Below are 11430 nucleotides of genomic sequence, written 5' to 3'. Positions count from 1 at the left end.
GGTACTGCAGGGGGGACCCTGTGGGAGAGTAGGACGCCGCCGAACTAATTGTAGAGAAAACCCCTGTACCGGGAATCCGGTACGGGGGTTTTCTGTATTTCAGGTCGTTTGCACGGTTGGCCGGTTTGCTGCCGGGGGCCTTTCTCGGAAACCGCCAACACTTCGGGACGAAGTGTTGGCGGTTCTTGCCGTAGTCCGTCGAGCTGACAGTGCCGAGCTTGAGCTGCAACTTCAGCAGCTGCTGCTTGCCAAAGTCCAGGCTGAAGCCCGCAAATTCGTACTTGTACTTGCTGCCGTCCACCAAGATGGCGTCGGCGTCGGCGGTAGCCCGCGGCGGCAGGCTTCGGGGCGTCCGAACCGCTGGTGCCGGTGGCCAGGGCGGTGCCACCGCCGGCCACGATGAGGGCGGCGGCGATCCCGGCTATGGCCGTGTTTCATGGGGCGTCCGGAGCGTCCTTCGTGTTGATCGTGCGCCACTTGTGGCAGGCCGGCTCCAAGGTTTCCTGGACCAGGTCCTCCGCCGCCTCGCGGTTACCCGTCAAGACGAGGGCGCCGCGGAATAACGCCGCGCTGACCGGGCGTCGACGAAGCCGCGGAAATCGACCTTCGACGGACCCGCTGAGGTCGGCGCTCAGTTTCCACTCGGTTGCCAGATCCACACGCTCCTCCTTTCCTGTCACCGTTCCTAAAGACTGAGTGGGAGTGAGTCCTGTTGCCAGGACTCCTGCTCAGCCGCGTGCCCCGAACGGTCTTGGGCACACTGGTCCCCCGCTTTCGCTCCACGGCCCGGTGGCGCGCACCGCCTCCGCGGCCTGCCGGTCGGTGAGTCCCTCCACGAACTGCAACACCAGCACCAACGCCAGCCCACCCGGTGACCAGGCCGGTTTGCCCCGCGCCGGGAACAGGTCCGCGAACTCCTCGTCGGTGAACAACGGACCCAACTCGTCACGGACCCGGACCGCCAGACTCCCCTTCGGGAACGCGGCCCGCGCCACCCGCACCGTCTCCGCCGGAATCTCCCCAGATCCCCTCGGCCGCATCGACATCCGCACCCACCCCATACGACAACATCGGCCTTCAAGACCACAACCAGGTCTTGAAGGCCGACGTCACGCGAGGCCCCGAATTAACCAACAGCGTCCCACCCGGGAACGGGGCCCTCGTACACGTACAGGCAAGAAGATCAGAAGCGGCGCGTGATCAGCGCCCTCTTCACTTCCTGGATCGCCTTCGTGACCTCGATGCCGCGCGGGCAGGCGTCCGTGCAGTTGAAGGTCGTGCGGCAACGCCACACGCCGTCCTTGTCGTTGAGGATCTCGAGGCGCTGCTCGCCCGCTTCGTCACGGCTGTCGAAGATGAAGCGGTGGGCGTTGACGATGGCCGCCGGGCCGAAGTACTGGCCGTCGTTCCAGAAGACCGGGCAGGACGACGTGCACGCCGCGCACAGGATGCACTTGGTCGTGTCGTCGAAGCGCTCGCGGTCCTCGGCGGTCTGGAGGCGCTCGCGGGTGGGCTCGTTCGTGTCCTTGGTGATCAGGAACGGCATCACGTCGCGGTAGGCCTGGAAGAACGGGTCCATGTCGACGACCAGGTCCTTCAGGACCGTCAGCCCCTTGATGGGCTCGACCGTGATCGGCTTCTCAGGGTTGATGTCCTTGATCAGCGTCTTGCAGGCCAGGCGGTTCTTGCCGTTGATCCGCATGGCGTCCGAGCCGCAGATGCCGTGCGCGCAGGAGCGGCGGAAGGTGAGGGTTCCGTCGACATCCCATTTGATCTTGTGGAGGCCGTCGAGGACGCGCTCCTTGGGGTCGATCTCCAGCTGGAAGTCTTCCCACGTCGCCTCGGCCGAGACCTCCGGGTTGAAGCGGCGGACTCGGAACGTGACCGTGATGTAGGGAGAGGCCGTGGACTCTGCCTCGACCTTGTCCAGAACAGGGGTAGCCATCAGTACTTACGCTCCATCGGCTGGTAGCGGGTCTGGACGACCGGCTTGTAGTCGAGACGGATGGACTCGGTGCCGTCGTCGCCGACCTCGCGGTACGCCATGGTGTGGCGCATGAAGTTGACGTCGTCGCGGTTCGGGTAGTCCTCGCGGTAGTGACCGCCGCGGGACTCCTTGCGGGCGAGGGCGGACACCGCCATGACCTCGGCCAGGTCCAGGAGGTTGCCGAGCTCAATGGCCTCCAGGAGGTCCGTGTTGAACCGCTTGCCCTTGTCCTGGATCGAGACGTTCCGGTAGCGCTCGCGCAGCTCGGCGATCTTCTCGACCGCGGTCTTGATCGTCTGCTCGGTGCGGAACACCATCACGTTGGCGTCCATGCACTCCTGCAGCTCCAGGCGCAGGGTCGAGACCCGCTCCGTGCCGGTGGAGTTGCGCAGGTTCTCGACCTGGGAGACGACCTGCGACGCGGGGTCCTCGGGCAGCTCGACGTAGTCGGCCTTGGCCGAGTACTCGGCGGCCGCGATACCCGCACGACGACCGAAGACGTTGATGTCGAGCAGCGAGTTGGTGCCCAGGCGGTTCGCACCGTGCACCGACACACACGCGACCTCGCCGGCCGCGTACAGGCCCGGGACGACCGTCGTGTTGTCCGACAGGACCTCACCCTCGACGTTCGTCGGGATGCCGCCCATCGCGTAGTGCGCGGTGGGCTGGATCGGGATCGGGTCCGTGTACGGCTCGATGCCCAGGTAGGTGCGCGCGAACTCCGTGATGTCGGGCAGCTTGGCGTCCAGCTGCTCCGGCGGGAGGTGGGTGAGGTCGAGGTAGACGTGGTCGCCCTCGGGGCCGCAGCCACGGCCTTCGCGGATCTCCGTGTAGATGGAACGCGATACGACGTCACGGGACGCGAGGTCCTTCATGACCGGCGCGTACTTCTCCATGAAGCGCTCGCCGTCCTTGTTGCGGAGGATGCCGCCCTCACCGCGGGCGCCCTCCGTCAGCAGGATGCCCATGCGCCAGATGCCGGTCGGGTGGAACTGGAAGAACTCCATGTCCTCCAGCGGCAGTCCACGACGGTAGACCGCCGCCTGGCCGTCACCCGTCAACGTGTGTGCGTTGGACGTCACCTTGAAGAACTTGCCGGTGCCGCCGGACGCGTAGATCACGGCCTTCGCCTGGAAGACGTGGATCTCGCCGGTCGCGAGTTCGTACGCCACCACACCGGCCGACTTCTTGACGCCGTCGACCTCGGTGATCAGCTGGTCGAGGACGTAGAACTCGTTGTAGAACTCCACGCCCTCCTTCACGCAGTTCTGATACAGCGTCTGGAGGATCATGTGGCCCGTGCGGTCGGCCGCGTAGCAGGAGCGGCGCACCGGCGCCTCACCGTGGTTACGGCTGTGACCGCCGAAGCGGCGCTGGTCGATGGTCCCGTCGGGCGTCCGGTTGAACGGCAGGCCCATCTTCTCCAGGTCGAGGACCGAGTCGATGGCCTCCTTCGCCAGGATCTCGGCGGCGTCCTGGTCGACCAGGTAGTCACCGCCCTTGACCGTGTCGAAGGTGTGCCACTCCCAGTTGTCCTCCTCCACGTTGGCCAGCGCGGCAGCCATGCCGCCCTGCGCGGCGCCCGTGTGGGAGCGGGTGGGGTAGAGCTTCGTCAGCACGGCGGTGCGGCTGCGCTTCGTCGCCTCGATGGCGGCGCGCATGCCGGCGCCGCCGGCGCCGACGATGACTGTGTCGTACTTGTGGATCTTCATGAGTGCTTTTCTCAGTCCCTCAGTCCCGTGCGCCTAGCGGATGTTCGGGTCGAAGGTGAAGATCACCAGCGTGCCCAGCAGGATCGTGAACACCGTGGCGGTGTAGAGCAGGCCCTTCAGCCACAGCCGCGTGTTCGCGCGCTCCGCGTAGTCGTTGATGATGGTGCGCAGGCCGTTGGCGCCGTGCAGCATCGCCAGCCACAGCATCAGCAGGTCCCAGGCCTGCCACCAGGGGGACGCCCAGCGGCCCGCGACGAACGCGAAGCCGACCTTGGAGACGCCGCCGTCGAGGACGAGCTGGATGAGCAGGTGGCCGATGACCAGGACGACCAGGACGATGCCGGACAGGCGCATGAACAGCCAGCCGTACATCTCGAAGTTGCCGCGGGTCGACTTCGGGGTCTTCTTGGTGCGCTTGCGCGGGGCCTCGATGAGCGGCGCCGGGTTGTCGACGTCGTACGCCGAGAACGCGCCCTCGACGGGGCCGATGCCGGAAGCGGCGGTCTCTGTAGTGGACATCTGTGTCAGCTCCCGAATACTTCGCGGAATGCGTGACCGAGGACGGGGTACAGCGCCCCGGCCATCAGCACGACCCAGATACCGACGACGGACCAGAGCATCTGCTTCTGATAGCGCGGGCCCTTCGACCAGAAATCGACGGCGATGACACGCAGGCCGTTGAGCGCGTGGAAGAGGACGGCGGCGACGAGGCCGTACTCCAGCAGCGCGACGATCGGCGTCTTGTACGTGGCTACGACCTTGTCGTAGTCCTCGGGGGATACACGGACGAGAGCGGTGTCCAGCACGTGTACGAACAGGAAGAAGAAAATGCAGACGCCGGTGACTCGATGAGCCACCCAGGACCACATTCCTTCCCGGCCGCGGTACAGCGTTCCAGCCGGCACGGAAGACCCTCCGGGAGCGGGGATTGGGGCCGCGCCGGCTTCTGTGTCGGTGGGCCCGGCCGGGTACGGTCCACCGGCCCTGGCCATCGTAGCGACGAGTTGTCGGAACGCTTACAGCGGCCCTATCTATGTGATCAAACTGGCAATCAATCAGGCACGTTCGGGCTATTGCGAGGAATTGTCGGATGAGGGTTGGTTGTGGCTGATCGTGCCCACGCGGCGGAGCCGCACCATGTCACTGCCCCAGGCCCTGAAGGGGCGCGTAGTGCTGGACCAGGCGGAACAGGCGGCCCCTGGCCAGGCGACGGAGTTCGTCCGCCGTGATGGTGCGTTCCTCCTCCGGATCGTTTGCCAATCGTGATCGGATGGCGGCGAGTACCCGGTCGGGGGTTTCCGTCGGAGGTATGTCGTCCAGGCAGATAACGAACACGTGTCCGAAACGGCTCTCGTACGCGGCGTGCGCGGCGCTCAGCGCGGTGTGGGCGGCGGAGTACGCGCCGTCGGGGAGCGGCGTGAGTGACTCGCCGGCCAGGGCTTCGGCGAGGTCGGCGGCGGTCAGGTCGTACGCCGCCTCGTCGGCCGCGGCGAGCAGTGCGTCCAGGTCCGGGTAGGGCCGGTGGTCGGCGAGCCGGTGGGCCCAGCGCAGGCTGCGGCAGCAGGTGAGGAGGGTGGCCTCGACGGCCTCGAAGGACGCGGAGTTGAACGGCTCCAGGCGGGCCGGGGGCGGCGGCACGCTCTTCTGCTCGGCCAACTCTGGCAGCTCGGGCAGGTCGACCTGGCCGGGGAGACGTGGGAGACGGTGCGAAGGCAGCGTGGGTCCTCGGCGATGGATGGAGGTGTGGGTTCTCGGAGATGGGATGAAGATGGAAAGCGGTGACGTCACTCGGATGCCACCTGTGTGTCGGCTGGGAAAGAAGTGAGAGTTGTGCCGCCACGCTACCGACCGTTGACGGGAGCTGTCCGACGGATGCCCGAATTTCACCCGACCGGGAGAGTTTCGGTACGTGTAGTGGACGGTTGAAGTGGAGATGGGGGCTTGAGTTTCCCCGACGTGTACGACGTGACGTGTATGACGTGACGTGTACGACGTGACGTGTACGACGTGACGTGTACGACGTGACGTGTATGACGTGAGGTGCGCGACGTGAGGGGCGTGATGCGGTGAACAGGGGCAGGCGACGGGCGCCGAGGCAAGAGAGGCGGCGGCCGGTGCTGGTCGTGACGGGTGTCGCCGTGGCGGGTGCCCTGGCGGCGACCGTCGCGCTCTGGCCCTCCGGAGGCAGCGGCGAGGTGACGGGGGCCGGCGTGCTGCCGGGCGGGACGTCCACGTCGGCGGCCGCTCCGTCTCCCTCGCCGACCCGGACGTACCCGCTGTCCCGGACCCCCCGCACGATTCCCGCCGTACGCGAGCACACCCCCGCCCGCGGGCCCGGCTGGCGTCCCGCCACGGGCGCCCGCGTGGTCGTGGGCGACGGTGACCTCGCCGACGAGGGGCGGCTGCTCGCCGGCGAGCTGAAGCTGTCGTACGCCGGACAGACACAGGCCCGGGACGGGGATGTCGAGCTGGGCCTGAACGACACGAACGCCGACCCGGAGTCGTACACCCTGACCGTGAAGAACCGCCGGGTCACCATCACGGCCCCCGGCGAGGCGGGTGTCTTCTACGGCACCCGCACCCTCAAGCAGGAGGTGCAGGGCGGCGGCGCGGCGTCCGAGGGTGTCGTACGTGACCAGCCCGCGAAGCCGCGGCGCGGGCTGATGCTCGACATCGCGCGCAAGCACTTCACGGCGGCCTGGATCGAGGACCGGATCCGGGAGCTGGGTGATCTGAAGTTCAACGAGCTGGGCCTGCACTTCTCCGACGACCAGGGCTTCCGCATCGCGTCGACCACGCACCCGGAGATCGTGTCGAAGGAGCACCTCAGCAAGGCGGAGGTGACGCGGATCATCGAGCTCGCGAAGAGCCGGCACATCACCGTCGTCCCCGAGATCGACTCGCCGGGGCACCTGGGCGCGGTGCTCGCCGCGCACCCCGAGCTTCAGCTGCGCAATGTCTCGGGGGTGGCCACCCGCGGCGCGATCGACATCTCCAAGCCCGCGGCGGCGGCCCTCGTCGACGACCTGCTGAACGAGTACGCGGGACTGTTCCCCGGCTCGCAGTGGCATCTGGGCGGCGACGAGTACCAGGCGCTGACGGTGGCGAACCCGGAGGCTTCCTATCCGCAGTTGGCCACCGCGGCCAAGAAGGCCTACGGCGCGGGCGCGGGCGTCGCCGATCTGGCGACCGGCTGGCTCAACGGCCGCGCCGAGGTGGTCCGCGGGCACGACCGGACGATGCGGGCCTGGAACGACGGGTTCTTCCGCGGGGGCACGGTGCGGGCGGACAGCGACCTGCAAGTCGCGTACTGGACCGGCAAGGAGATCGGCGCGCGGCCGCCCGTCGAGTATCTGAGCGCGGGCCGCAAGGTCCTCAACTACAACGACGAGTTCCTCTACTACGTCCTCGGCGAGCCGCAGACCTTCGTCTACCCGACCGGGCAGCGCATCTACGAACAGTGGACCCCGCTCGTCCTGCGCGGCACCACCCCGGTTGCCGCGACGTACAACGACCAGATCCTCGGCGGGACCTTCGCCGTCTGGTGCGACCGTTCGGGCGCGCAGACCCAGGACCAGGTGGCGGCGGGGATCAGGATGCCGCTGCGGGCGACGGTCCAGAAGCTGTGGGATCCGGGGCGGCCGGCGTTGTCCTGGGCGGACTTCAAGAGCATGGCGGACCGACTGGGCTGAAACGACTGGACGTACGGGCGGAGCGAACCGTATCTTCCGCGTATTCGTGTGCCGGGCGTGCCCCTGAGGAGGGGCGCGCCCGGTTTCTTGTGCATGTCATTCGGGGGTTCCATGATCTGCCAGCGCTGTCGCCAGTTCGCCGCCTCGACGCCCGACGGGCTGTGCTCCGTGTGCGCCGACGCGCCCGCGCCGGCCCCCGTACCCATGTCGGTGGGCACCATGACGCCGCCGCACGGTCCGGCCTGGCTGCGCTCGCCGGTCGGCCTCGGAAAAGCCGCCGCGGTGCTGCTCGGTGTGGTCGCCGCCGCCGATCTCTTCGCCCTCTGGGCCGACATCAGGATGTCCGACGTGGCGGGCGCCATCGCGGACGGCGACCTCAGCGAAGCGCGCCAGTCGCAGGCCGATTCCGTGGACGCGCTCTACTCCGTGGCCGGCATCGCGCAGACGTCCGCCCTCGTCGCGGCCATCGTCGTCTACCTGATCTGGTTCCAGCGGGTACGGGTGAACGCCGAGGTCTTCAACCCGTTCGGGCACAGCAAGAAGCGCGGCTGGGCGGTCGGAGGATGGTTCGTGCCGGTGGTGAACCTCTGGTTCCCGCGTCGGATCATGCTGGACATCTGGGACGCGAGCAGCCCCGCGGGTCGCGGTCGGCACGGGCTTGTCAACGCCTGGTGGACGCTGTGGATCATGTCGCTTGTGGCCGACCGGGCCGGGTTCACCGCGTACCGCAGGGCCGAAACGGCCCAGGAGATCCACGACGCCGCCAGTCAGGTGATGTTCGCGGACGCCCTCGACCTCGCGGCCGCCGTGCTCGCGAGCCTCGTGGTCCTGCGGCTGACCCGGATGCAGAACGAGAAGGCTCTGCGCGGCCCGGTCCCCGCGGCCGTCTGAAGCGCGCCGATTCGCCCGATTCGCTGGCCAACCCCCCTACCCCTGTGGTGTATTCGGCCCGAGCCGTACCAAGACACCAGGGGGAACCGTCATGGGCTACTGGGGGTACTACGTCGTCGGCAGAAGCGAGCGGCCGCTCGCCGAACTGGACGCGCTGGCCGACGCGGACGGAATGGTGCTGCGGACGACGGCACCCGACGGCTGGCAGGTGTGGGAGTACCCGAGCGGCGACGGCGACGTCGGCAGCATGAACACCCTGGCCCGGGAGACCGGCGCGCCCGCGCTCTTCGGGTACGTCATGGACAGCGACTGCGTGGTCGTCGAGGCGGCCGGGCCCGAGAGCGGCACCTGGACGACGTGTCTGGCCCGGGCCGCCATGGCCGGGTACCTCGAGGCGGGCGAGGAGGGGCTCACCGTCGACGACTACTTCCTGGAGCCGCCCGACGCCGCCGAGCGGGCCGTCACCTGGGCCGCGGAGGCCGGGCGCACGGTGGTCGCGGGCCCACTGCTCGAGGTGCTGACCGCGGACGCCGACCCGTTGGCTGAAAACCTCCTGTTCCGGTTCCTGGACCGGCTCGGCGTTGTGCCTCTGTGAGCTCCTGTGACACTCCCGGTCTGTTGCACGCAGTAAGGGGAAGTGCGGGCTCCGTGAGAAACAGGCGCCCTGTCGTGGTGTTCGAGGAGTTCGAGGGAGGCGCGATGAGCCTGGTGGACCTGATCGCTCAGGCCGACGAGCGTGGTCTGGCGGCGAGCGGACTGGCTTGTTTGGATCGGTGCGTTCCCTTGCTGGGCGGTGATGACGACGACGTCTTGCGGCCTTTGTGGACGAGCCTGGTGGATGGGGAGGCTTGGGGGGAGCGGGTCGCGAAGGCACGGGCGGATCTGGGCGAGCCGGGGGACGCGGACCCTGACTGTGACTCCGACGCTGACCCCGGCTTCGGTCCCGGCTCGGGTGCCTCGCCCGACGAGCAAGCCGCCTTCCTCGTCCGTCGTATGCTCGCGACCGTTCCGGTCGAGTCCTCCGCCGATGCCTTGCGGGGGTGGGCCGACGCCTGTTCCGTGGCGGCGCTGCGGATCCACGAGCTCCTCGACATCGCCGCCGACGGCACGTCCTCGGTGGCGGCACGCCGCGAGGGCCGTACGGACGGCATGTCACCGCTCGTCGCCGCCGAGCTGCGGCGCCAGATCGCCATCCTGGAGCTGCTCGCGGACCGGGGCGCGGGCGGGCTGCGGCTTGTCCTGGGCCAGTCGACGGAGGGGCGGCGGGTGGTGCGGGCGGTGGTGTCGCGCCGGGCACGGGGGCGGGCGTAGGCGACGCCGGCGCCTCGCCCGGTAGGGGATCTCCCGTGTCGTACCGCCGCGCCTCGCCGGTATGGCGTTCTGCGGGTCCTGTCGCCAAGACCCCGCCGGTACGGCGCCCTCCGTGTCGTAAACCTGTCCGCGTCGTAAACCCGTCGCCTGCGAGAGTCCTGTGACCGTCCTGCGGGCGCCGCGGGGCGATCCCGCGCCGGTGTCGGGGAGTGATCGGACGGGCGTGACGAATTCTGTTCGGAGGGCGCTCTTTCGAGTGTGAACGCAACTCAAGCAACCCGGCCCCAAGCTGCGACGAAGCCCATCCGCTGGGCGGCGGACGCGGTCGCGACGATGCGTGAGGGCGCGCGGCTGCGCCTCGACTACTCCGTGCAGAGTCTGTGGCGTGTCGACCGGCTGATCGAGGAGATACGCCGGGAGGGCGCGCCGTACGCCGCCGTCGAGACGGTGCTGCGCGGCTTCGGGGCGTACGGCGGTGAGGTCGTCGCCCGGCACACGGGTGCGGAGTGGTGGGAGACGGGCGGCGATCATTGGATCCGTACGCCTGACGGGCGGCTGTGGGACCCGATCGACGAGGCCCGCCGCTGCTACGCGGGCGACGGGTCGCTGCGGCTGCTGTGTCGGGAGGCCACGCGTTGAGCCCGCGACTCGATCGTCGACGACTGTGCGCGGCGGCGGGAGTGCCCGCCGCCGCAGAGGCCGAGTGTCTCCGCGAGGTCTTCCCACTGCGCGCCCTCGGAGTCGGACAGGCACACATGTCCCACCGGATGCCCGGGCTCCGCACACGTCAGGTCACCGTGGTCCGGCCACACGAGCCCGGACATGGTCGCCGGCTGACTGTCCGTAACGGCCTTTGCCCTGAATGTCCGTACGATCGCGACCCCGTCCCGCGCTCCTGTATAACCGGGCCCCTTATACGGAACGGGAGACCCTGGATATGAGAGCTCGCTTCGGATGCGCGGCGTTGGTCGGTGTACCGCTGTCGTGGTTGCTGGTCGGCTGTTCTGCCGGTGGCGGGGCGGGAGAGTCGCCGAATGTGGTGGATTCGGCGGTCAAGGCGACTCCTGACGTGAAGAAGGAGCGACAGTTCGCGGCGCCGAAGACACCGGAGGAATTTCTGGATCGTGCCCGGGAGGCAATGGCGGCTGAGGGCGGGTGGGCCTTCGAGGTGAAGGGGGAGGAGGGGCTCGTGCTGCAGGGGCAGGAGAGTGCCGCTTCCTATACGTCCACGGTGCGGCGGACCGAGCATCCCGAAGCCCTTCACTCGACGGGGACCATCGCCAGTAAGGGGGCGAGCGAGGCCGAAGAGGTCTTTGTCCTAGGGGGAGTTGGCTATGTGAAGGAGGGAGGGGCGGACTCCGTATGGAAGAAGGGGCCCGTCTCCGACCCGGACATCGCCAACAAGGTGGAGGACCCTGTGGACGCCCTTGAGGCGTTCGAGAGTTACGCCGAGGCGGGCGAAGGGGCCGTTGCGGTGGTGGAAGCGGATGGCGAGGTACAGCTTCAAGTGGACGTCGAAGCACGGCCGTTGGCCGAGGTCGAAGACCGTCCCGCGGTCGAGAAGGCGGTACGGGAACTGGAACCGACCCTCACGCAACTGCGGAAGTCCGGGGTCACGGCGGGCAAGGACCAGATTCTGCTGAACCGGCTCGACGAGGTACTGGTCCTCGATGCCAAGACCTTCCACATCATCTCCCACCGCTTCGAGTGCAGCTTCCTGATCCCCTACCAGGGGCAAAGCATCGGCTACAGCCAAAATGTCCGGGAGGAGAACCGAGGTGTGTTCGACGGGGACATCCGGCTTCCGGCGGGCGTCAGTTGAGTGACCTTGATTCCG

At 68.2% G+C, this 11430-nt stretch carries 12 protein-coding genes and 3 pseudogenes; 6 read left to right on the top strand and 9 right to left on the bottom strand.

The window, feature by feature from the left end; all coding sequences use genetic code 11:
• The 9 genes and pseudogenes from AB0D57_RS41010 to AB0D57_RS40970 all read right to left on the bottom strand — a co-directional run.
• A pseudogene (locus AB0D57_RS41010) lies at positions 1 to 301 on the bottom strand (hypothetical protein); the annotation flags it as partial.
• Positions 302 to 434: 133 nt separating this feature from the next.
• On the bottom strand, positions 435 to 659 hold the full coding sequence (locus AB0D57_RS41005) for a hypothetical protein (RefSeq protein WP_362085964.1): 225 nt from the start codon (positions 657 to 659) through the stop codon (positions 435 to 437).
• Positions 660 to 685: 26 nt separating this feature from the next.
• Positions 686 to 811 (bottom strand): annotated as a pseudogene (locus tag AB0D57_RS41000) (transposase); the annotation flags it as partial.
• Positions 792 to 1046, bottom strand: a pseudogene (locus AB0D57_RS40995) (IS5/IS1182 family transposase); the annotation flags it as partial. The pseudogenes AB0D57_RS41000 and AB0D57_RS40995, both read right to left, overlap by 20 nt.
• A 137-nt stretch (positions 1047 to 1183) precedes the next feature.
• Positions 1184 to 1945 (bottom strand): succinate dehydrogenase iron-sulfur subunit, encoded by a 762-nt coding sequence (locus tag AB0D57_RS40990; RefSeq protein ID WP_362085961.1) that lies wholly within the window; start codon positions 1943 to 1945, stop codon positions 1184 to 1186.
• The gene (gene sdhA / locus AB0D57_RS40985; protein ID WP_362085958.1) at positions 1945 to 3699 is read right to left on the bottom strand and encodes a succinate dehydrogenase flavoprotein subunit; all 1755 of its coding nucleotides are present in this window, start codon (positions 3697 to 3699) and stop codon (positions 1945 to 1947) included. The genes AB0D57_RS40990 and sdhA overlap by 1 nt, the downstream gene beginning before the upstream one ends.
• A gap of 33 nt (positions 3700 to 3732) precedes the next feature.
• A complete protein-coding gene (locus AB0D57_RS40980) occupies positions 3733 to 4218 on the bottom strand; it encodes a succinate dehydrogenase hydrophobic membrane anchor subunit (protein WP_362085955.1) in 486 nt (161 codons plus the stop codon).
• A 5-nt stretch (positions 4219 to 4223) separates the two neighbouring features.
• A complete protein-coding gene (sdhC, locus tag AB0D57_RS40975; RefSeq protein WP_362085952.1) occupies positions 4224 to 4604 on the bottom strand; it encodes a succinate dehydrogenase, cytochrome b556 subunit in 381 nt (126 codons plus the stop codon).
• Between the two features lie 235 nt (positions 4605 to 4839).
• The gene (locus AB0D57_RS40970) at positions 4840 to 5355 is read right to left on the bottom strand and encodes a 2-oxo-4-hydroxy-4-carboxy-5-ureidoimidazoline decarboxylase (RefSeq protein ID WP_362085949.1); all 516 of its coding nucleotides are present in this window, start codon (positions 5353 to 5355) and stop codon (positions 4840 to 4842) included.
• Positions 5356 to 5813: 458 nt separating this feature from the next.
• Between AB0D57_RS40970 and AB0D57_RS40965 the strand changes: the two genes are divergently transcribed.
• The 6 genes from AB0D57_RS40965 (at position 5814) to AB0D57_RS40940 (ending at position 11415) form a co-directional block, all read left to right on the top strand.
• Positions 5814 to 7391: a glycoside hydrolase family 20 protein gene (locus AB0D57_RS40965; RefSeq protein ID WP_362085946.1), complete on the top strand. Its 1578-nt coding sequence runs from the start codon at positions 5814 to 5816 to the stop codon at positions 7389 to 7391.
• A gap of 93 nt (positions 7392 to 7484) precedes the next feature.
• A complete protein-coding gene (locus AB0D57_RS40960) occupies positions 7485 to 8282 on the top strand; it encodes a DUF4328 domain-containing protein (RefSeq protein WP_362085943.1) in 798 nt (265 codons plus the stop codon).
• A gap of 91 nt (positions 8283 to 8373) precedes the next feature.
• Positions 8374 to 8877 carry a hypothetical protein gene (locus AB0D57_RS40955; protein ID WP_362085940.1) on the top strand — a complete coding sequence of 168 codons (504 nt, stop codon included), beginning with the start codon at positions 8374 to 8376 and terminating at the stop codon, positions 8875 to 8877.
• Between the two features lie 104 nt (positions 8878 to 8981).
• Positions 8982 to 9593 carry a hypothetical protein gene (locus tag AB0D57_RS40950; protein WP_362085970.1) on the top strand — a complete coding sequence of 204 codons (612 nt, stop codon included), beginning with the start codon at positions 8982 to 8984 and terminating at the stop codon, positions 9591 to 9593.
• Positions 9594 to 9851: 258 nt separating this feature from the next.
• Positions 9852 to 10232, top strand: coding sequence for a hypothetical protein (locus AB0D57_RS40945; RefSeq protein WP_362085937.1), 381 nt, complete (start codon positions 9852 to 9854; stop codon positions 10230 to 10232).
• Positions 10233 to 10662: 430 nt separating this feature from the next.
• A complete protein-coding gene (locus AB0D57_RS40940; protein WP_362085934.1) occupies positions 10663 to 11415 on the top strand; it encodes a hypothetical protein in 753 nt (250 codons plus the stop codon).
• Positions 11416 to 11430: the final 15 nt, after the last annotated feature.

The organism is Streptomyces sp. NPDC048275, assembly GCF_040652275.1.
Lineage (GTDB): Bacteria > Actinomycetota > Actinomycetes > Streptomycetales > Streptomycetaceae > Streptomyces.
This window is presented reverse-complemented; position numbering and strand designations above follow the sequence as displayed.

What these genes read in the sequence shown, in the direction of transcription:
- AB0D57_RS40990 (WP_362085961.1), bottom strand. Translation starts at nt 1,945, where the DNA reads ATGGCTACCCCTGTTCTGGACAAGGTCGAGGCAGAGTCCACGGCCTCT.
- sdhA (WP_362085958.1), bottom strand. Translation starts at nt 3,699, where the DNA reads ATGAAGATCCACAAGTACGACACAGTCATCGTCGGCGCCGGCGGCGCC.
- AB0D57_RS40980 (WP_362085955.1), bottom strand. Translation starts at nt 4,218, where the DNA reads ATGTCCACTACAGAGACCGCCGCTTCCGGCATCGGCCCCGTCGAGGGC.
- AB0D57_RS40960 (WP_362085943.1), top strand. Translation starts at nt 7,485, where the DNA reads ATGTCATTCGGGGGTTCCATGATCTGCCAGCGCTGTCGCCAGTTCGCC.
- AB0D57_RS40955 (WP_362085940.1), top strand. Translation starts at nt 8,374, where the DNA reads ATGGGCTACTGGGGGTACTACGTCGTCGGCAGAAGCGAGCGGCCGCTC.
- AB0D57_RS40950 (WP_362085970.1), top strand. Translation starts at nt 8,982, where the DNA reads ATGAGCCTGGTGGACCTGATCGCTCAGGCCGACGAGCGTGGTCTGGCG.